This is a genomic window from Sphingobacterium sp. ML3W, from assembly GCF_000747525.1.
Lineage (GTDB): Bacteria > Bacteroidota > Bacteroidia > Sphingobacteriales > Sphingobacteriaceae > Sphingobacterium.
In genome coordinates this window covers 1953373-1974970 of the sequence record NZ_CP009278.1, presented here as the reverse complement: position 1 = coordinate 1974970, position 21598 = coordinate 1953373, and the positions used below count along the sequence as shown (strand labels likewise).

The 21598-nt window shown below is 35.8% G+C and carries 22 protein-coding genes; 13 read left to right on the top strand and 9 right to left on the bottom strand.

From position 1 onward, the window contains the following. The first annotated feature begins 98 nt into the window (after positions 1–98). From trpS to kdsB, 3 genes are all read left to right on the top strand, one after another. Positions 99–1097: a tryptophan--tRNA ligase gene (gene trpS, locus KO02_RS08585; protein WP_038697557.1), complete on the top strand. Its 999-nt coding sequence runs from the start codon at positions 99–101 to the stop codon at positions 1095–1097. A 17-nt stretch (positions 1098–1114) separates the two neighbouring features. Continuing rightward, positions 1115–1729 (top strand): deoxynucleoside kinase, encoded by a 615-nt coding sequence (locus KO02_RS08580; RefSeq protein WP_038697554.1) that lies wholly within the window; start codon positions 1115–1117, stop codon positions 1727–1729. 105 nt (positions 1730–1834) lie between these two features. Next, positions 1835–2578: a 3-deoxy-manno-octulosonate cytidylyltransferase gene (gene kdsB / locus KO02_RS08575; RefSeq protein WP_038697552.1), complete on the top strand. Its 744-nt coding sequence runs from the start codon at positions 1835–1837 to the stop codon at positions 2576–2578. 1 nt (position 2579) lies between these two features. Here kdsB and KO02_RS08570 read toward each other — a convergent pair whose 3' ends face one another. From KO02_RS08570 to KO02_RS08560, 3 genes are read right to left on the bottom strand one after another with little or no spacing between them, the layout of a single operon-like run. Further along, positions 2580–3485, bottom strand: a complete 906-nt coding sequence (locus tag KO02_RS08570) for an aldo/keto reductase (protein WP_038697550.1) — start codon at positions 3483–3485, stop codon at positions 2580–2582. Next, positions 3475–4185 carry an FKBP-type peptidyl-prolyl cis-trans isomerase gene (locus KO02_RS08565; RefSeq protein WP_038697548.1) on the bottom strand — a complete coding sequence of 237 codons (711 nt, stop codon included), beginning with the start codon at positions 4183–4185 and terminating at the stop codon, positions 3475–3477. Before KO02_RS08565 ends, KO02_RS08570 begins: the two co-directional genes overlap by 11 nt. A gap of 6 nt (positions 4186–4191) precedes the next feature. Then, entirely contained in the window at positions 4192–5178 is a 987-nt protein-coding gene (locus KO02_RS08560; RefSeq protein WP_038697546.1) for a glycosyltransferase family protein, read from the bottom strand. Positions 5179–5326: 148 nt separating this feature from the next. Here KO02_RS08560 and KO02_RS08555 point away from each other — a divergent pair, with 148 nt between their 5' ends. Together KO02_RS08555 and KO02_RS08550 are read left to right on the top strand one after the other, a co-directional pair. Continuing rightward, positions 5327–6271 (top strand): zinc dependent phospholipase C family protein, encoded by a 945-nt coding sequence (locus tag KO02_RS08555; protein ID WP_038697544.1) that lies wholly within the window; start codon positions 5327–5329, stop codon positions 6269–6271. Positions 6272–6357: 86 nt separating this feature from the next. Next, positions 6358–8253, top strand: coding sequence for a TonB-dependent receptor plug domain-containing protein (locus KO02_RS08550; protein WP_038697542.1), 1896 nt, complete (start codon positions 6358–6360; stop codon positions 8251–8253). A gap of 36 nt (positions 8254–8289) precedes the next feature. On the opposite strand, the gene KO02_RS08545 is transcribed toward KO02_RS08550, so the two are convergent. The 3 genes from KO02_RS08545 to KO02_RS08535 are packed head-to-tail and all read right to left on the bottom strand — an operon-like array spanning position 8290 to position 10343. Next, positions 8290–9012, bottom strand: a complete 723-nt coding sequence (locus KO02_RS08545; RefSeq protein WP_038697540.1) for a ThuA domain-containing protein — start codon at positions 9010–9012, stop codon at positions 8290–8292. 11 nt (positions 9013–9023) lie between these two features. Then, entirely contained in the window at positions 9024–10088 is a 1065-nt protein-coding gene (gene aroB, locus KO02_RS08540; RefSeq protein ID WP_038697538.1) for a 3-dehydroquinate synthase, read from the bottom strand. A gap of 48 nt (positions 10089–10136) precedes the next feature. Then, entirely contained in the window at positions 10137–10343 is a 207-nt protein-coding gene (locus KO02_RS08535) for an RNA-binding S4 domain-containing protein (RefSeq protein WP_038697536.1), read from the bottom strand. Between the two features lie 93 nt (positions 10344–10436). Here KO02_RS08535 and KO02_RS08530 point away from each other — a divergent pair, with 93 nt between their 5' ends. Together KO02_RS08530 and KO02_RS08525 are read left to right on the top strand one after the other, a co-directional pair. Further along, positions 10437–11633 carry a proline dehydrogenase family protein gene (locus tag KO02_RS08530; RefSeq protein ID WP_038697534.1) on the top strand — a complete coding sequence of 399 codons (1197 nt, stop codon included), beginning with the start codon at positions 10437–10439 and terminating at the stop codon, positions 11631–11633. Positions 11634–11676: 43 nt separating this feature from the next. Further along, positions 11677–12288 carry an HAD family hydrolase gene (locus tag KO02_RS08525; protein ID WP_038697533.1) on the top strand — a complete coding sequence of 204 codons (612 nt, stop codon included), beginning with the start codon at positions 11677–11679 and terminating at the stop codon, positions 12286–12288. Here KO02_RS08525 and KO02_RS08520 read toward each other — a convergent pair. Both KO02_RS08520 and KO02_RS08515 read right to left on the bottom strand, forming a co-directional pair. Beyond that, a complete protein-coding gene (locus KO02_RS08520; protein WP_038697531.1) occupies positions 12285–13703 on the bottom strand; it encodes a hypothetical protein in 1419 nt (472 codons plus the stop codon). The genes KO02_RS08525 and KO02_RS08520 overlap by 4 nt on opposite strands. 17 nt (positions 13704–13720) lie before the next feature. Next, positions 13721–14326: an RNA polymerase sigma factor gene (locus tag KO02_RS08515; RefSeq protein ID WP_038697528.1), complete on the bottom strand. Its 606-nt coding sequence runs from the start codon at positions 14324–14326 to the stop codon at positions 13721–13723. 232 nt (positions 14327–14558) lie between these two features. Here KO02_RS08515 and lysS point away from each other — a divergent pair, with 232 nt between their 5' ends. The 6 genes from lysS (at position 14559) to coaA (ending at position 20675) form a co-directional block, all read left to right on the top strand. Then, positions 14559–16277 carry a lysine--tRNA ligase gene (lysS, locus tag KO02_RS08510; RefSeq protein WP_038697526.1) on the top strand — a complete coding sequence of 573 codons (1719 nt, stop codon included), beginning with the start codon at positions 14559–14561 and terminating at the stop codon, positions 16275–16277. A 182-nt stretch (positions 16278–16459) separates the two neighbouring features. Then, complete coding sequence (locus tag KO02_RS08505) at positions 16460–17515, top strand: patatin-like phospholipase family protein (RefSeq protein WP_038697524.1); 1056 nt, start codon at positions 16460–16462, stop codon at positions 17513–17515. Between the two features lie 31 nt (positions 17516–17546). Continuing rightward, positions 17547–18779 carry a nucleoside recognition domain-containing protein gene (locus tag KO02_RS08500; RefSeq protein ID WP_038697522.1) on the top strand — a complete coding sequence of 411 codons (1233 nt, stop codon included), beginning with the start codon at positions 17547–17549 and terminating at the stop codon, positions 18777–18779. Between the two features lie 21 nt (positions 18780–18800). After that, on the top strand, positions 18801–19175 hold the full coding sequence (locus KO02_RS08495; protein ID WP_038697520.1) for a methylglyoxal synthase: 375 nt from the start codon (positions 18801–18803) through the stop codon (positions 19173–19175). 66 nt (positions 19176–19241) lie between these two features. Continuing rightward, positions 19242–19646, top strand: coding sequence for an OsmC family protein (locus KO02_RS08490; protein WP_038697518.1), 405 nt, complete (start codon positions 19242–19244; stop codon positions 19644–19646). A 69-nt stretch (positions 19647–19715) separates the two neighbouring features. Further along, a complete protein-coding gene (coaA, locus tag KO02_RS08485; protein WP_038697516.1) occupies positions 19716–20675 on the top strand; it encodes a type I pantothenate kinase in 960 nt (319 codons plus the stop codon). On the opposite strand, the gene KO02_RS08480 is transcribed toward coaA, so the two are convergent. Next, on the bottom strand, positions 20672–21526 hold the full coding sequence (locus KO02_RS08480; protein ID WP_038697514.1) for a mechanosensitive ion channel family protein: 855 nt from the start codon (positions 21524–21526) through the stop codon (positions 20672–20674). The genes coaA and KO02_RS08480 overlap by 4 nt on opposite strands. Between the last annotated feature and the right edge of the window lie 72 nt (positions 21527–21598).

The window sequence follows — 21598 nt, the reverse complement described above, 5'->3', positions numbered from 1 at the left end:
TCAATTGAACATGACATAGCATAAAATTATAGGGGCAAAAAAAAGAAAAAGTTCGTTGAACCATATTTAAGGAATTTATCCTTAAATTCGCAAGCAATATGGAAACTGTTGTCAGTGGTATCAGAAGTACCGGAAAATTACATTTAGGAAACTATTACGGCGCATTAAGCAATTTTGTGAAAATGCAAAATGAATATAATTGCTATTTCTTCATTGCCGATTTACATTCTTTAACGACTCACCCGACTCCTCATGGCCTTCAAAGCACTGTTCGTCAAGTGATAGTTGAATATCTCGCAGCTGGGATAGATCCTGAGAAATCTACGATCTACGTGCAATCTGATGTGCCTGAAGTTGCAGAATTATACTTATATATGAACATGAATGCTTATCTAGGTGAACTTGAGCGAGCAACTGCTTTTAAAGATAAAGTGCGCAGCAACCCAGATAATGTCAATGCAGGACTACTAACATACCCTGTTTTGATGGCTTGTGATATCTTAATTCATCATGGTACTAAGGTCCCTGTTGGAAAAGATCAAGAGCAGCATCTGGAAATGACAAGAACATTTGGTAATCGCTTCAATCGTCTGTACGATGTAGATTATTTTAAAGAATCTTTTGCTTTTTCATACTCAGATAAATTAGTGAAAATACCTGGTTTAGCGGGACAAGGTAAAATGGGTAAATCTAATGGTGAGGCAGATTGTATATATTTGTCTGATAGCGCTGCTGTTATTCGTAAAAAAGTGATGCGTGCAGTATCTGATTCAGGACCTACAGAAATGAACCAGCCTAAGCCAGATTCTATCCAAAACCTTTTTGATTTGATGAAAGTCGTTTCCACTCCAGATACTTTACAACATTTTGAAGAGCTATATAATAATTGTGCAATTCGTTATGGTGACTTTAAGAAACAATTAGCAGAAGATATGGTTAATGCTACTGAGCCCGTACGTTCACGCATCGAAGATATATCGAACGATGATGCTTACATCGCTAAAGTTGCCAAGTTAGGTGCAGAAAAAGCAAGCGAATCTGCTCGAAAAACATTGAAAGAGGTTCGTGAGATTATTGGTATTAGAAGATTTTATTAAAAATTAAACCCAAAAACATGCATATTGCAATTGTCGGAAATATTGGTGCAGGAAAGACAACCCTAACAAAATTATTAGCGGATCATTTTAAGTATGAACCTCAATTTGAGGCAGTGGATAATAACCCTTATCTGGAAGATTTTTATGCTGATATGAAACGTTGGTCATTTAATTTGCAGATATTTTTCTTAAATAGTCGTTTTAGACAAATTGTTGAATTGCAAAAGACTAATATTGATATGATTCAAGATCGTACAATTTACGAAGATGCTTACATCTTTGCGGAAAACTTGTATGATATGGGGTTAATGAGTGCGCGGGATTTTGAAAACTACAGCAACATATTTCAGAGTATAATACACTATATCAAACCTCCAGACTTATTGATTTATCTAAAGGCATCAGTTCCTACCCTAGTTAATAATATTCAAGTACGTGGACGTGATTATGAATCTGGCATTCGTTTGGATTATTTATCCAAATTGAATGAAAAGTACGATAAATGGATTGATAACTATAAAGAAGGTAAATTATTGGTACTGGATAAAGATAATTTAGACTTCACTAAAAATCCAGAAGATTTAGGAGCTATCGTTGAAAAAATCGAAGCCAAATTATTTGGATTGCTCTAATCTCAAGATTAATCATATTTTAAAGCCAGTTTTAGTTTAAGACTGGCTTTACTTTTAAAAAGGATAAAAAATCGAGCTGACGTGCTCATGAAATAATTAGAATCCATGAAAATAATCGGAATCATTCCTGCACGGTATGCCTCTTCAAGATTACCGGGCAAACCACTAGTTGATATTGCTGGCAAGTCCATGATTCAACGGGTATATGAACAAGTTAAAAACACAAGTTGCTTACAAGAGGTTATCATAGCGACTGATGACTCCAGAATAGAAGAACATGTACAATCCTTTGGTGGAAATGTAGTGATGACCTCCTCTACTCACCAGTCGGGAACTGATCGTTGTGCAGAGGTTGTGTCTAAAGTGAATGGATTTGATATTGCTATCAATATACAGGGAGATGAACCATTTATCAACCCATTGCAAATCGAATTACTGGCATCCTGCTTCAATAAACCAGAAACACAGATAGCGACACTTGTAAAAAAAATACATACACCAGACGAATTGTTTAACGTCAATATTCCAAAAGTAGTTCGTAATATTCACAGTGAGGCAATCTATTTTTCAAGACAAACTATCCCTTATTTAAGAGGATTTGAGCAGAAAGATTGGCTCTCACAACAAACCTATTTCAAACATGTTGGGATATATGGGTATAAGACAGATATTTTGGCGGAATTAACCAAACTTCCTATGGGTAGCTTGGAAGAGACGGAAGCCTTAGAGCAATTGCGCTGGATAGAGCATGGATACGTTATTCAAACTGCAGAAACAGAACATGAAACAATTGCCGTGGATACTAAAGAAGATTTAGAACGTATCTTACAAACTTATTTTAATGCATAAACTACCGGTGTTCTGTGAAATACAATTCACGGACACCGCTAATCAGTTCTAATTTTTCTAACTCACTTAAAGGAGCAACTTGATCTTTTATCTGTAAAAGCTCAGATAATTGTACAGGTGTATTGATACCCAATAACGCGGAAGCAACTGTTTTATTCGAAAGCACAAAAGATAACGCTGCAGTTAGGTTATTACAAGGATGACTTTTGACAAAACTAGTGAGATTTCGTACGATATGCTGTACTTCGCTGGAACTATATTGCAGAAAACTTTCCGCTGATTTATTAATTAACATGCCTTTAGCAATAGCACCTCTAGCCAGAATAGAAATTTGGTTTTCAAATAAATAATCCCCAATTTCTTCTTCTAGACGTCTATCCAATAAACTGTACTGCATCATCACAGCACTGATATTAGAATTAGCAACGTATTGACGAATAACATTAGGACGAATAGACGATAGCCCATAGGCTCTAATTTTGCCAGCACTTACCAGCAACTCAAAGGCTTCAACAATTTCATCAATAGGATCTTCTATTGTACCACCATGGAGCTGATACAAATCAATATAATCGGTCTTTAATCGCGATAATGAAGATTCAACAGTTTTTAATATATAATTTTTAGAAGCTTTCCAATCCCAACCGTTTCCATCTGCTCGCCAACTATTTCCAACTTTAGTTGATATAACTACACGCTTCCTAAAATCTTGTAATGCTTCACCTACCAACATCTCATTAAATCCCTTTTCATATAAGTCAGCAGTATCAAAAAAATTGATACCGCTGTCAAAAGCTTTACGGATGATTTCTACACCTTGCTTATGCTTACTGCCCTTTAAAGACATGCAACCCAAACCGATGGATGAAACTTCTATTGCTGATTTACCTAATTTATTATATTGCATCTTGAACGAAATCCAATAACTCAATATCAAAAACTAAAATACTATTTGGTGGTATCGCTCCCATATTTTGACTTCCATACCCCAATTTACTTGGAACGTAAAAACGAAACTTTGCACCCTTAGACATTAATGGTACGCCTATTTTCCAACCTTCTATCACTCTATCCAATTTCATTTTCAAAGGTTCATTGCGATCCAGTGAACTATCAAATTTCTTACCGTCCAATAATGTGCCTGTATAGTGTACTGTTACTTCATTCTCACGACTCGGTTTATCACCATTCCCTTCTACTAACACTTCATATTGCAATCCTTCTTCCGTACTTTTCATTCCTGCTTTTTTAGCATTCTCAGTAAAAAAAGCGAGTTCTTTTGCAAGGTTTTCTTTTTCTTTTTGATCTCTCGCATCAGTAACGGCACCTTGGATAATATCGCGCAATTTATCTTCTTCAATCAGTGAATTCTGATCATCAAGTGCACTTATTAATGCTTTACCAATTAATTCTTTATTCCAACTGGTAATGCCTAAGCTTTTTAAAGAGCCTCCGATATCACGTCCAAATGCATATGAAACCGAATCCGCTTTTGTAGCTAATAAGGGTTTGACTGTTGTAGTATTCTTTTTTACAGTTTTCTTTTTTTGTTGTGCAGATACAGATAGTGTAGCCAAAGACAATAATGCTAAAGCAATATATTTCATATAATTTTAAGTATGTTTTGTGACAATATTAGTAATAATTTCTTGAGTATTGTTTTTATAATCAATAGCAACTCTAGATTTGCTATTTAACCAAGCTTCAATGGACAGCATATTTTTTTGTTTCAGACTCGAAATTACTGGAACTCCCATCTCTTCCAATGCCGCAGCGTTCAAATGTTGTTCATATTGATTTTTCATCGGAACTACCAAAAGTTTCTTTTGTAAGAAAAGTGCTTCTGCGGGAGTTTCAAACCCTGCCCCACAAAGGACACCTGAAGAGCTCGCCATGCTGGCAATAAAGGCATCATTGTTAATGGGCCTTATCGAAACATTTTTCATATCGAAAGCACGCGAATTATGTTTACTAAAAACCTGCCACTTGACATCCGAGAACTTCATTAAGTGTTTTAAGAGATGTGCATCATCATAAGCTGGTAAATACACCGTATAGTGTCCATGGTCATGCACCTCCAATTCGCGAACGGAATTACGGATAACAGGGGTAAATATATTCTTATTATAACTTTTAAAATGAAAACCATAGGCATGGGTGGAAGGTGCATAGTTTTTCATAATAAACTTTCCTAACATATCAGTTTCGTCAGGTTTAGGACTAGATGGATCCAAAGCAGCCATTTGATGGCTCAAACCAATACAGGGTTGCTCCTTCATATGAGCTGCCCAAGCAGATATGGGTTCAAAATCATTGATGACTAAATCATATTGATCAAGCGGAAGAGATTTGATTTCTTGTGTGAATTTACGGACTGTAGAGCTCATAAATGTTTTCCACAGATCTACACCTCCCGATTTCCCAAAAATAAAACTTAAACCATGTAGTCGGTATTTCACCTCAAAAGGTAGCACTAAGTCAGCCTGAATACCACTAACTAAAACATCAACCTCTCCAAAATTACGTAGACAAGGAACAATATCCATCGCTCTACTGAGGTGGCCATTACCAGTACCTTGTACCGCATAAAGTATTTTCATAAACTTTGCGATTATTTATCGCCAAAATAAAAATTTTTGATGACATTAAAGTTAAATTTAGATTAGCTTTTTATATTTCATTTCAATAAACCTCTTCGATTCTACTGAATATTCCGTAACTTACTTTCTATTAACCAATTATAAAAACATGAAAAGATTACTCATCATGATCTCTTTATCATTTATTTTTCTACTATGTAATTCTTGGGGATTCTTTGCCCATAAAAAAATAAATGAATACGCTGTTTACACCCTTCCTTCAACTTTAGCCTCTTTCTATAAGAAAAATATTATCTTAATTACTGAAAAAGCGGTAGATGCAGATAAAAGATGCTATATCGATAGCCTTGAATCACCACGTCATTATATCGACATCGATGACTATGAAGAACCTACGATAGACTCTATTCCTATACACTGGTCAAAAGCCAAGGAAAAATACCAAGAAAAACAACTATTGCTAAATGGCATCGTTCCGTGGCAGATTTCATTCAGTTACAACAAATTGGTAGAAGCATTTAAAAACAAAAATGTTACGCAGATTATCCGATTTTCAGCAGACCTGGGACATTACATCGGAGATGCGCATGTCCCTTTACACACAACCAAAAACTATAATGGACAATTAAGCAACCAAATTGGGATCCACGCCTTCTGGGAAAGTCGTCTACCCGAAATGTTTGCGAGTCAATACTCTTTTATAAAAGGTCGGGCACATTTTATAAAAGACCCATTAAATACAGCTTGGGATATCGTCAAACAAAGCAATCTATTAGTTGATTCCGTTTTGATCATAGAGAAAAAGCTCGACCAATCCTTTTCAAAATATCAAAAATATGGCTTTATTGAACGAAACAATATACTGATTAGGACTTATTCGGATGAATATGCTAAAGCCTACCATCTTGCTCTCAATGGAATGGTTGAAAAAAGAATGACAAGCGCCATACAACAGGTAGGTTCATTTTGGTATTCGGCATGGGTAGAAGCTGGACAACCTAATCTCAAAAATGTGGAAAAAGTAAAATCAAAAGAATCGCCCATTGACACTAAGGATAAAAAAAATATGGGTAGAGAAGATTGGCAACTCTAACCGGACTACTACCTATATAAGAACTGGCACCTTAAAATTAAAATAGGCAACAGTACTTTTGTCCCATAAATTTTAAGAGAAGCCAAATGAATAAAAAATTTACACTATTAACATTATCATTAATCGGGTATTCTTATGCTTTCAGTCAAATTTCAGAGAGGCAAGCATCCACATTAAAAGATACCACCAATTTAGGTGAAGTTATTATTAATCAAAATCGTTTGCAGATTCCTTTTTCTAAACAAACTAGAAATATTCAGATTATAACACAGGAAGATATCAAGAGACTACCAGCACGTTCCGTTAATGAGCTGCTAAGTTACATCAACGGTGTAGATGTGCGCCAGAGAGGCCCATTTGGCTCACAAGCAGATGTAACTATTGACGGGGGATCCTTTGAACAAACACTTATATTATTGAATGGAGCTAAAATATCAGATCCACAGACAGCCCATCATTCACTTAACCTACCAATTCCTACAGATGCAATAGAAAGGATAGAAATTATCAAGGGGCCAGCTTCACGTATTTATGGAATTAATAGTTTAACAGGAGCTATTAATATTGTCACAAAAAAAGCGGTAAATAATCTTGTAAGTGCCCAAATATATGGCGGTAGCTCTTTTCAAAATAGCGAAGACACACATACTGGAAAGTACTATGGAAAGGGATTTCAACTTGGCATCACAAATAAAGTAGGAAAACTTGAACAACAGCTCTATTTAGGGCATGAGGATTCCAATGGTCAACGCTACAATACCGCTTCGAGAAACAACAAAATATACTATCAGGGAAGCTATGCTCCAAACGATCAAAATAACATATCAACATCTGTTGGATTTATTGATAATCAATTTGGTGCCAATGGTTACTATGCTAGTCCAGGAGATAAGGAATCCTATGAATTGGTTAAAACAGCATTCGCAACGGTACAGTCCAAACATAAAATAACTAATGCCTTAACCATTTCGCCAAGAATTTCTAATCGGTACAATGAAGACGACTATCAATATTTTAGGCATGACTTAAACAATGCCAGAAGCCTTCATTATAATAACGCATTTATGGCCGAATTAAATGCCACTTATGAGAAAAACTTTGGTTCATTTGGTATTGGGATGGAAAGTCGTTTCGAAAATATTAACAGTTCAAACATAGGTAGACATAATCGAGAGAATTATGGTGGTTATTTAGAGTTCAAAACGGAATCAATTCCCAACTTATTTGTAAATTTAGGAACCTACTTAAATTATAACAGTGACTACAGCTGGCAAATGTTTCCTGGTATAGATTTGGGTTATGATATCAATAATCACTGGAAATTAATTTTTAACGCTGGTTCCAGTCAAAGAATCCCATCGTTTACGGACTTATATATAAATCAAAGACCAGCTAATATTGGGAATCCGCAATTACAAGCTGAGCGTGCCAGACAAGTTGAAGGTGCTATAAAGTATACCAGTAACCATATCATTGCGCAAGCGGGTTATTTCTACCGAACAATAACTGACTTTATCGATTGGACGCGCTCCCAGAGCACGGAACCCTGGCAGCCACAAAATATGGATAACAATGAGGTGCAAGGATTTAATGTGAATTTCCGCGTGAATCTGAATGCACTGGACTCGAACACGAAATATTATGCGACAATGGGTTATAGCTACTTACATCCCAAAATAAATGATAATACCGCTGAAAACAATGTGTCAAAATATGCTATTGAAAGTCTTAGAAATCAAATAAACCTAAACTTTACAATTAGCCACATGGCTTGGAGTCTAACGACTGCCAATCGCTTTAATGAACGTTTATCCTATAAATCTTATTTTATTTCAGATCTGCGTTTTGCACATCAACTCGACAAATTGAACCTCTATGCCGACGCGCAAAATCTATTTAATGTGAAGTATATCGAGGCAGGAGCTGTACCAATGCCTGGTACTTGGTATACATTGGGAGCTAAGTATACTATTGGTTATTAAGCAAAATAGGTCAGCCTGAATTAGGCTGACCTATTACTATTTCTTTTTCAAGACATATCGAATGCCTCCTAAAATATGTTTTTGAAATTTTTCACTATCAAATGCCTCTAAGGTGTGTCCTAAACCGGTGTAAAATGAACGTCCGCCATCAAATTCATGATACCAAGCAATTGGATGAAATTTACCCATTTTTCCACCTTCATAACTTGTTTCATCTAAATCCATTAAAATGTGAAGGCCCTCTTTCACAGATTTAAAATCATACCATTCGTCGCGATGAAACCAAACTTTCGGCAAATGCTTTGTAGCAAGATGCTTACGGTTTTTAACTTCTATTTTAGCTTCCTGGACTGCCGGATGAGATGAGAAATATCCACCCACAAGTTGCCCATACCAAGGCCAATTAAATTCTGTATCACTTGCGGCATGAATACCTACAAAACCTTTCCCCGACTGGATAAAGCGAACAAATGCAGCTTTTTGACTATCATCAAGAATATCACCTGTTGTACTTAAAAAAACGATTGCATCATATTTAGAAAGAATGGAATCTGTAAACAATCGACTATCTTCAGAATGATCTCCTCGCATCATATTGGAAGATAAAATATGTTTTACCACTTCGACGCCATGTTCAATACTTTCATGTCTAAATCCAGTAGTTTTTGAAAAAATCAAGACTCTTTCCTGCGCACTCAATTGTGTGACAAAGAAAATAGTGAACAAGAGTGTTACTCTTTTAAAAATGTTGCCTATCATATTGTTTAGGTTTAGGCAATTAAATTACGGTAAAAATCTAAACTTTCAATAATTAAATCCTCAGTAACAAAAATATCATAATCACAAGAACCAATTTTATTTAACAAAGCGAAACCGATCTGATTAGAATGATTTTTCTTATCATTATTCATCAAACTAAGAAGCTCATGGTCAATAGAATCATCAAATTTATAATCCGTAAAGTTCTTTCTAAACGTTGCTATTAGATCATCCAACTCTTCAATCGAAAGTCCATTCAATTTATGAGAGAGATAGCCTTCACAGATCATACCAACAGCAATGGCTTCACCATGTAATAAAGAATTTTCATCATGCACCAGTGAATATCCTTCTATTGCATGCCCAATCGTATGTCCAAAATTCAATATTTTGCGTAATCCCTTTTCAGTCGGATCCTGTGTTATAACACTATTCTTAACACCCACAGACTGTCTAACATGTTCAGTAGTAATAGCTGTAACATCTAGGTTTTTCACCTTATTATAATAAGCTACATCGAAAATCAAGCCGTGTTTAATGACCTCTGCAAACCCCGAAACTAACTGTCTTCTTTCCAATGTTTTCAAAAACACACTAGATATATACACGGCTTGTGGCTGCGTAAATGTACCGATGATATTTTTATAATTATCTAAATCGATTCCTGTCTTACCGCCTACAGATGCATCTACTTGAGATAACAATGTCGTTGGAATCTGAATAAAATCAATACCTCTCTTAAAAGTTGAAGCGGCAAATCCGCCCATATCGGTTACAACACCGCCACCTAAATTAATTAAGAGACTATGTCTATCTGCACCAAAGTCAAGCATCGTTTTCCATACTCCAATACAGAAATCAATATTTTTATTCTCTTCCCCAGGATCGACTTCAATTACATCATAGTTTCCGAGCTCGGCCAAAATAGGCTGTAAAATGGGCATACAGTGGTCATTCGTATTTCGGTCAACTAAGACAAAAATCTTAGAATAATTACGTTTTTGTATAAAGGTTTTTAGAGACTGCAGTGAGTCATCAAAGACTACTTGATAGCCTAAACTTTCGATATATTGCATTTCTGTTATGATCAGTTGATGTTTTTTATAAACAAATTTTGTTAAATATTATACCAATTTTACTTGTTGCCCCTCAAACTCGACCACATCATTGGGTCTAATTTTTAGTCTTTTACGATAATCCACCTGACCGTTAATAGTCACCATACCTTCAGTAACAACTAACTGAGCCATAGCACCATGCTCTACCCAATTTAAAGCTTTAAGTAATTGAATTAATTGAATGTATTCTCCCTCGATTTTGAATGTTTGCATAAGGCAAAAATAAGTTAATATTTCAGGAATCTCCTAATCAATAAGTGGTAATATTTTTGAATTTGCTACATTTGTGTGGATTAGATTAAAATAATGACACAGATTGCAGAACCCAGAAAACTTTCTTTTGATAATACAGAAATTGCATTCAAAAGTAAAACCAATAAAGATTTAGATCGTGCTTATTTACTTTACAAAGTAATAGCAAGCAACTTTCTAGTAAAGGTAGGACCTCCTATTGCTAATTTTGCGCTAAATATTGGATTGCCTATTCAGGGAATCATAAAATCTACAATCTTCAAACAATTTTGCGGAGGTGAAACCATCGAAGGCTGCACATCTGCAATCAATCATTTAGGTCAAAATAATGTTGGGACAATCTTAGATTACTCTGTGGAAGGTGAAGATACTGAAGCCGCTTTTGATGCTACTTTTAAAGAAACATTACGTACTGTAGTAGCAGCAAAAACGAATAAATATATTCCTTTTTCAGTTTTCAAACCAACAGGATTAGGTCGCTTCGAATTATTTGAAAAAGTGAATGCAAATGAACCGTTAAGCGAGTCGGAGCAAGCTGAATATGACAGAATGTACGATCGCTGTGATCAGATCTGTAAAGCTTGTTATGAGGCTAATGTTAAGGTACTCATTGATGCTGAACATTCTTGGATTCAAGATGCTATAGACGATATTGCACGTGAGATGATGGAAAAATACAATAAAGAACAACCAATTGTATATAATACCTATCAACTGTATAGACATGACAAGCTAGCTTCTTTAAAAGCAGATTTTGATTATGCCAAAACACAAAACTTCTTCTTAGGCGCCAAAATAGTCCGTGGTGCGTACATGGAAATCGAAAGACAAAGGGCAGCAGAAAAAGGATACCCATCTCCTATTCAACCGACAAAAGAAGCAACGGATACGGACTATGATGCGGCCATACATTTCATCCTTGATCATATTGACCGATTTGGGGTTATGGCTGGGACACATAATGAGGCCAGTAGTCTCTTATTAGCAAACGAGCTAGAAAGACGCGGAATTGATCATAAAAGTGATCGTATCTTCTTTGCTCAATTGTTAGGAATGTCAGACAATTTGACATTCAATCTTTCTGAATCGAACTATAATGTTGCTAAATATATGCCTTATGGACCTATTAAAGCAGTAATGCCTTATTTATTCCGCCGAGCGCAAGAAAATACTTCAGTATCTGGTCAAACTGGGCGAGAACTCAGCTTAATCATCAAAGAAAAACAAAGAAGAAGAAAAGCTAGTCATTAAGACTAGCTTTTTTTGTAAATTTGTATTATTCCAAAATTTAGATATGTCACCTGAATCATTAGAGAAATTTAATAAACTCAACGAAATAGCTGAACCATACGACGCCTTATTATTTGATGTTGATGGAACTTTAGCCAATAACATAAGTGCTCATAAAGCGGCATACGTAGCCACAGCTGCCGAATACAATATCATCTTAGATGATGCCCTGATTGACGAAACTGCAGGTTGGCCCACCGTTGCTGTAGCGAAAGAAATATGTATTCGTTACCATACTGCGTTCGATGTGCAAGAGTTTTCAACAAGAAAATCTGCCATCTTTATAGAACGATACATTCAAGAAACTCAACCCATCGATTATGTTGTTGAGCATCTGAAATTTCAAATTGGAAAAAAACGCATTGCCGCTGTCTCGGGTGGATCTCGATCGACATTGACGATTACATTGACGGTGCTTGGTGTATTGGATAAATTAGAAACTTTGGTATGTGCAGGAGATACACCTCTTGGAAAACCTTCTCCTCAACCTTTTATCTTAGCCGCAGAAAGATTACAGATTGAACCTGCCAAATGCTTAGTCTATGAAGACGGTATACCTGGAGTACAGGGAGCTATAGCTGCAGGTATGGGTGCTGTACGTATTGACCAAATTTAAAAGCTTGTCACCACTTTTAATCCTCCATTGGTATAATTAAGATCTGTTGATTTGAGGCCTCCCACAGGAAGTTTCACGAAGGGTTCGACAGCTATAGATAGTTTTGATCCTACTTCCATCTTTTTTCCAATGGAGAGGTTTATAAACCCATTAAACTCTTTTGTATTAACAGCATTTCCTTTAAATGTCTGTTTTATATTTTCAGGAGATGAGACAGCCTTTCCATTATTTATTGCTGTATTTTCATTTATACCATTCACAAAATAATTATCTTGAGTTTGGTCTAATACTCCAACATAAGAAACACCTATCGAGGTATAAAATGATTTACTAACATGATAACGAACATCAACTGGTATATCAATCGTTAAGAGTTTATTGTTCACAGCACTTAAATCAGCGCCAACATCTTGTTTCGTCAGAAGCATCGACCCATTATTTCCTTTGATAGGCATATTTTGTGCTAAAGCATCGTTATAAGCCATACTTGCTGACATTACGGCACCTGGATTACGTTGTCTATCAGCCCCCGCTCCATAACTTTGCATTGAAACACCAGATCGAACACTTATTTTATCCGTTAATTGATAAGCTAAACTTAAACCTCCACCTAAACTTATTTCATCAACGGTTGAAGTTGGCGATACAAAAGCACCAATTTCCCATTTCTTCAAAGCTGACGCAAAATCATGCGTTTGCGAATTTGACGGAAACAATGTACCAAGTCGTTCCAACTTTTCACCAACAGACACATCAGCCCTCTTCTCATTGTTCACACGTTCATTTGTAACAAAACGACTATCCTTCAGTTTCTCCTTTGAATCAACAGAGAGATCGACTTTCCTCTCGATCTGAGCACCTTCATTTGTGACAAAACGGTTGTCACTGAATTTATCCTTTGCAACCAATGGTATATCAATAAATACGGACTGCGCATCTACAACTCCCATATGAGGCACAACCTCGTCAATATGAGTATACACAACTTGTTTAGGTAACAAATCTCGTATTTCTCCACCATGTTTAATTTGTAAAGGACTCTGGTTAGCCCATTTTTTTTCCATTGGGCCCTCTGAGACATCATTATCTTGACTTCCTACAGCCACAACCTCATCAACTGTTGTTGCTTCTGAGCCCGAACGAACATCTGAAACTTTCTTCTCCTTACTACCACCTGCTGCAATACTTGTCTCCTGTTGAACACCACTAGGAGCTAGATATAGAAACGCAGCACTAGATACAAGCAATAAAGCCGCTGCTGAACTCCAATATTTCCAATTTGAAGATTTCTTACTGATAAGAGGATTATTATTTGACACAAATTTTTCCCACGCACCTTCTAAATAAGGAAGCTCATGAGCTTGCATTTTATCGACAATTTTGTCTATTAATTCCTTACTTTTTTCTTTTGCCATTTTACTACCTCTTCTTATTATCTAAATTCTTGTCCTATCTTATTTTGTTCCAAATAAAGCACTCGTAGCTTTTGCTTTGCTCGGGTAAGATAGGTCCGAGAAGTACTATCTGGAATCTGCAGTTTTTTTGAAATTTCGTCATGTGAAAATCCTTCAATTTCATATAGATTAAAGATAACGCGTTGCAATTCTGGCAACGAGTCCAATAATTTCATGATATCGCTAACTTCCAAATTACTCGAATTATACACCATGGGTACATGCACACTCCTTTCGTCCACATCGTCCAAAGAAGCCATATGCTTTTTTGAACGTAAAAAATCTATCGAAATATTAGCAGAAATCCTACCAATCCATGATCGAAAAGATTTTTCTAAAACATCCTCCTCTACCAAGTGATTAAATGAATCCAACCGTCTGAAAATTCTAATAAATGACTCATTTGTCAATTCTTCTGCATCTACGTCAGATTTAACATAACGAATAATGATAGCCATCAAGTAACCATAATATTTTTTATAGACAAAAGCTTTCCCTTGCTCACGATTTTGTAAACATTCTTCTAGTGCACTTTTAAGTGTTTGTTGCTTTTGTTTTTTAAAATATGTTTTAATAATACCCACTCGATAGACTGTATTAACCCCTAATCTTCATCTAAAATAATACTTTCTAAACTAAGATTAGGAAAGTCTTTCTTTTAATTTTTGTCATGCTATATATTAAGTACATTTTCATAACGAAACCTTATAGCAAAACGCTACAGGATCATTTTACAAATATTATACAGTTCCAACACCCATAAATGCAAAAAAAAAGCTATTTTTGCTTGATTTTTATATTATTTAATCCTTACCAATGAGTACTGTATTATCCGAACAGGAACAATTAAGAAGACAAGCGTTGCAATCTCTTATCGATTTGGGTATTGACCCATATCCTGCTGAAGAGTTTGAAATCAATGCAAATGCAGCTGATATATTAGAAAATTACGATAGAGATAAGCTTAACTATAAGAATATAAGCATTGCAGGACGTATCATGAGTCGTCGTGTTATGGGGAATGCCTCATTTTTTGAAATTCAAGATAGTTCTGGACGTATTCAAGCCTATATCAAACGTGATGACATCTGCCCTGATGAAGATAAAACAATGTACAACATTGTCTTTAAAAAATTATTAGACATTGGTGATATCGTTGGAATAAAAGGTTATGTTTTCACAACACAAACCGAAGCAACCTGTGTTCACGTTGAAAAACTCACAGTATTAGCAAAGTCACTACGTCCCCTTCCAATTGTTAAAATTGCTGATGGAAAAACATATGATGCATTTACGGATCCCGAATTACGTTACAGAATGCGTTATGTCGATTTAGTGGTTAATCCAAAAATCAAAGACACCTTCATCAAAAGGACGAAGTTGTTTACAGCCATGCGTAATTATTTTAACGACGCAGGATACATGGAAGTTGAAACTCCGGTATTACAGTCCATACCAGGTGGTGCTGCAGCTAGTCCATTTATAACACATCACAATGCTTTGGATATGCCTTTATATTTGCGTATCGCAAATGAGCTATATCTAAAACGCTTAATTGTGGGTGGTTTTGATGGTGTTTATGAGTTTTCAAAAAACTTCAGAAATGAAGGTATGGACCGCACGCATAATCCAGAATTTACAGCAATGGAAATCTATGTAGCTTATAAAGACTACAACTGGATGATGAAATTCACAGAACAATTGCTAGAACATTGTGCGATTGCTGTAAACGGATCTACAAAAACGACATTTGGCGAACATGAAATAGATTTCCGTGCTCCGTACAAAAGAATCACAATGGCCGATTCGATTAAAGAATTCACGGGTTTTGATATCACTGGGAAATCTGAACAAGAAATCTTCGAAGCAGCTAAAGGAATGGGAATTCCAGTTAATGCAACGATGGGTAAGGGTAAGTTAATTGATGAAATTTTTGGTGAAAAATGTGAAGGAAACTACATACAACCAACATTCATTACCGATTACCCAAAAGAAATGTCGCCGCTGACTAAAAAGCACCGCGATAATCCTGAGATTACAGAACGTTTTGAATTAATGGTTTGTGGTAAAGAAATTGCAAATGCATATTCAGAACTGAATGACCCTATTGATCAACGTGAACGCTTTGAATCGCAAATGGCACTTTCAGCTCGTGGTGACGATGAGGCAATGTTTATCGACCAAGATTTTTTACGCGCATTAGAATATGGTATGCCTCCTACCTCCGGTTTAGGCATCGGAATGGACCGTTTAATTATGTTCTTAACAAATAATCCTTCTATTCAAGAAGTATTATTTTTCCCTCAAATGCGCCCTGAGAAGGTAATAACAGTAGCATCAACAGAAGATTATGTTGCACTGGGTATTCCTGAAGAATGGGTTCCTGTTTTACAAAAAATGGGGTTCCATACTATTCCAGAACTAAAAGATGCTAACCCTAATAAAGTATTCAATGACTTAGGAGGAATGCGGAAAAAAATGAAATTAGATATCGCTATGCCAACAATGGATGAAGTCCTTGCTTGGTTCGCATAAAATAATAAATTTTAAAGGAGCCGATTGTCATGATGATAATCGGCTCCTTTTATTTTAACGAATTCAATCCATACCAATATGGGTTGACATATAGCCCCTGCCACCACAATTGGTCTCTAAAAAATAAAAACCTTATATCAATTTCATTATTTAATACTACTTTTAAGTATATATTATAAATAATGAAAAATATACTCTCCATAGATGGCGGTGGAATAAGAGGCATAATACCAGCGTTAGTATTAGTGGTTTTAGAAGAAATACTGCAAAAAAAAAGTAATAATCCTGATGCAAGAATTGCTGAATATTTTGATTTTATAGCAGGTACAAGTACAGGTGGTATTTTGGCCTGTATTCTTTTATATCCCAGTGAGGAAAATCCTACAAAACCTAAATTCTCGGCAAAAGAGGCCTTGGGTCTGTATGTCTCCCATGGTTCTGATATTTTTAAAACCACCAAGTGGAGACGCTTTTTAAGTGAGTTTGGGCTCGTTAGCGAACTCTACTCCGCTACTGCTTTGGAAAATGTCTTACAAGAGTATTTTGGCGACACTAAACTAAGTCAATTGATCAAACCATGTATCATTACGGCATATAACATTGAACTTCGACAGAATCATTTTTTCAGACAACAAAAGGCAATAACACATGGCACAGCACGCGACTTTTATTTAAAAGACGTCTGTAGAGCCACCTCGGCCGCTCCCACATACTTTTCAGTGGCCGAAATCTATTCAATATCTGGCACAAGATTTCCTTTGGTAGATGGTGGAATGGTTGCCCAAAACCCATCCATTTGTGCTTTAATAGAAGTGATGAAAGCTTTTGAAGACACAGAAATAAATGATCTTTTCATGGTGTCTTTAGGTACTGGTTTGGCAAAGAAAGCTTATAACTATGATCATTTCAAGAAAAAACTAGCTATCCAGATTGGGCCCTCTTTAGTAGACATCATGACAAGTGCTTCTTCTGAAAGTACAGAGTTCTTTATGGAACAGTTATTCAAATTCAATAGAAAATCAAAAAATTACATCCGATTAGAACCCACAAATTTGTCCAGTGTAGAGTCATCAATGGATGCCGCTTCTCAAAACAACATTCAAAAACTTATTTCATTAGCGGATAGACTTATGAGTGACAATGAAGACGAGCTGAATCGCATAGTCGATCATTTGATAAAAGATAATTACACAAAGAACAAGAAAAATCCTTGGTCTAAGTTGATGGATAGATTGTAATAGTTTACATTTACGCATATTTTAAATCTATATGGCATTAAATATCGTTTGGATCTCGTTTTTTGTTATCGCCTTCATCGTCGCTCTAATTAAACTTATTTTCTTAGGAGATACTGAAATTTTTATGAAAATCATCAATGGAATGTTTGATAGCGCAAAAAATGGTGCAGAAATTTCATTGGGCCTAGTGGGTATGATGACCTTCTGGTTAGGCATTATGAAAGTAGGCGAAAAAGCTGGCATGATTACCTTATTTGCAAAAGCAGTCAATCCATTTTTCAGTAAACTTTTTCCAGGAATTCCCAAAAACCATCCCGCTAACGGTTCTATAATCATGAATTTTTCAGCTAATATGCTTGGATTGGATAATGCTGCCACTCCAGTAGGTCTAAAAGCTATGCAAGAACTACAAGAGTTAAACCCTGAAAAAGAGACGGCAACAAACGCTCAAATCATGTTTTTAGTGCTTAATACTGCCGGAATTGCACTCATACCAACATCGGTAATTGCATTACGAATGGCCAATGGCGCTGCGAATCCTGCAGATATTTTCATTCCAGCTTTGATAGGAACGTTTATCTCCTTTATATCCGGAATGATTGCCGTAGCATTTTTTCAAAAAATCAACTTGTTTAAAACACCTATTTTACTTTTTTTAGGAACCTTTATCGTACTAATGGTGGGATTATATTTCGGGCTAAATGGCCTTCCTCCTGAAAAGATTGAAATAGTAACAGGCTTGATTGGTGGGGTTTTGATTTTCTCCATCATCATCTTATTTATTGTTTACGGAGCATTTAAAAAACTGAATGTTTATGATGCATTTATAGATGGCGCTAAAGAAGGTTTTAAGACTTCAATTATGATTATTCCTTTCCTAATTGCCATATTAGTTGCCATTTCAGCCTTTAGAACCACGGGTTGTATGGACTATCTTGTAAACGCTATTGGCTCATGTTTTGAGTACTTTGGCTTTGACACACGATTTGTTCCAGCACTACCTGTTGGTTTAATGAAGACATTGAGTGGTGGAGGTGCTCGAGGATTAATGGTTGATGTTATGCAAGCGTATGGAGCAGATTCGTTCCAAGGAAGACTTGCTAGTGTTATCCAAGGCTCCTCAGAGACTACTTTTTATGTTTTAGCTGTCTATTTTGGTTCCGTTGGCATCAAGAACACAAGACATGCTCTTATATGTGGGCTGATCGCTGATTTTGTCGGTTTAGTCGCCGCAATTATTTTAGCTTATATATTCTTTGGTTAAATCTATAACCCTCTTACTAAAATGAAAAAAACAATCGCTTTAATTGCTCACGACGGAAAAAAAACCGAAATGGTTGCTTTTGTAAAGGATCATATCGAATTTTTAGGGAAAGCACATTTAGTTGCAACAGGTACAACAGGTTCGTATGTAAAACAAACAGGGCTTGATGTAGAATTAAAATTAAGCGGCCCGATGGGTGGCGATGCACAGATTGCAGCAATGGCCGCAGAAGGAAAGGTCGATGGTATTATATTTTTTAGAGACCCTTTAGGAAAACATGCCCATGAACCCGATATTCAAATGTTAATGCGTGTCTGCGACTTATATAATGTACCCCTAGCTACCAATCCGGCTACAGGGAGCCTAATTATCGAGGGTTTATTAGAAGATGAATAATCGCTAGGAATTTAATATTCGGAAATTAACGTTATAATTCCCTTATATTTTTTTATATTTAGAAATATGAATGATCATGAAATCTTAGTGACAATTGGCACTGTACCCTATACCACAACCATTACACAAAAAAGCAATACAGTTATTGCTGACGAACCGCAAGAACTGGGTGGTCAGGATGAAGGATTCAATCCACCTGCCCTATTGCTTTCCTCATTAGGTTCCTGCAAAGCGATGACTATCAAAATGTACGCGGATCGCAAAAAGTGGAATTTAGAAGAAGTATGTATTAAACTTTCCTATGAAACTTTAAAAAGCGAATTACAACAAAATACCTACATACAATGTCATATCTCTTTCAAAGGAGACCTAGACCAGGTTCAGAAAGAACGGTTACTTCAAATAGCAGACAAATGCCCTATTCACAAGATTATGTCTAATCCAATCATCATTTCTTCCAATTTAATCTAAAATATTCACTTAGAATTTTTGATTATATCCGCGAGATGCTATATTTGTCGCCATAAAGAATCTATGAACATGCAAAATGAACAGCACACTCCTATTGACTCTCCTTTCACTTCTATAAAAAGAGAAAATTGGAAAAAACTGAATGGTCACTTTAAACACATATTTTCGCAACATGATTTAGATCAATTGCATGCCCTCAACGAACCTTTGAATGCTGCGGAGATTGAAGATGTTTACTTTCCTTTAAGTCACTTGCTGGGTATTCATATTGAAAGATTTCAGGATTTACATAAAAGTACGAATCACTTTTTTGAAAAAAATGAGAGCACACTTCCTTTTATTATAGGAATTGCAGGATCAGTAGCAGTAGGAAAAAGCACAACTGCCCGAGTATTGCAAAGGGTACTCAAGTTACTCCCTAGTAAACCAAAAGTCGACCTAGTCACTACCGATGGTTTCCTGTACCCTAACGAAGTATTAAATGAAAAAGGTATCATGAATAGAAAGGGTTTTCCTGAGAGTTATGATGCTAAAAAATTAATACAGTTCCTATCGGCTATAAAATCAGGTATGGGATCACTTTCTGTCCCTTTATATAGCCACTTGGAATATGATGTGTTACCAGATAATCAGCAGCAACTAATAGATCATCCAGATATCCTAATTGTTGAAGGTATCAATGTATTACAAGTCAATTCACAAAGACCAAGAAAAGGTCACAGCGTTTTCGTCTCCGATTTCTTTGACTATTCCATTTACGTGCACGCAAGTGAGAAAAATCTATTGGAATGGTATACCAACAGATTTGAATCTTTACGTCGTACTGCTTTCCAGAATCCGGCATCCTTTTTTCATCGATATGCCGATATGAATGCTGATGAAAGTATTCAAATGGCCCATCAAATCTGGAATGAAATCAACAAACCAAATTTAGTGCAAAATATATTACCGACCAGATACCGAGCAGATTTAATCTTGGAAAAGGGCAGCCATCATTTTGTTAAAAATGTAAAGGTTCGTAAAATCTAACTTTCCTTAGAACGAAACAATAGAATTTCATTTAATATTTCATTCTGAATCTGATGGTGTAATTTATTACTACTGGATATGATCGTAAGTTCAATTTTATATTTCACAAAGTCCTTTCCTATTTCTGCAACCTTAATATGAAACAAATCATCATTCCAAATGATATTCTTATTAACCATCAACAGTGGTCTTAAATGGTTTTCAGCAGCCTGGATTTGCAATGGCTTTTCCAATGGAAGCTCTAACTTAACAATCAGCTTATTTGATTTTTGAGAAGATTTATTCACCATCGTTGAGGTGAATATCAAATTGTTTGGAATCAGCACCACATCGTCATCTTCATCCCTTACCACAATATTAGCCAACGTGATATCAATGATTTTACCTTGGTAATTACTGATTTTAATGTGGTCTCCTATCGAAAACTGATCTGAGAACATCACGAGAAGTCCACTTATCATATTGGTAATATATTCCCTGAATATTACCGCTATTGCCATCGCCACAATGGTCATACTGGTTATAAATTCTTTTGGATCAATACCCAGTGCAATCATCACCGTAACCACAATCATCCCGGCATTCAATACTCTTGAAACCCGAGAGATGCCCAAAACAAAATTTCCTCTAACATCATGATTGGCGTGTTTTCGATTATACAAGGAAACAATTAAAAATCGTCCAATAGAAATCAACAGATTTGCTGTCAAGAATGTATTGAACGCATAGGCAAAATGTAATAAAATACGATTTTTCTCATAAAATGACGCTAAACCCACGAAAGAGTAGCTCAAGGCGATCCACAGCGCACAACGAAAAACAAATGATAGGGACAATTTATTTTTAACCATTTAAATTTTATTTTCTTAAGGAACTAAACTAATCATTTTTCAGACAATACAAAAAAGTGATCCATCTAAAAT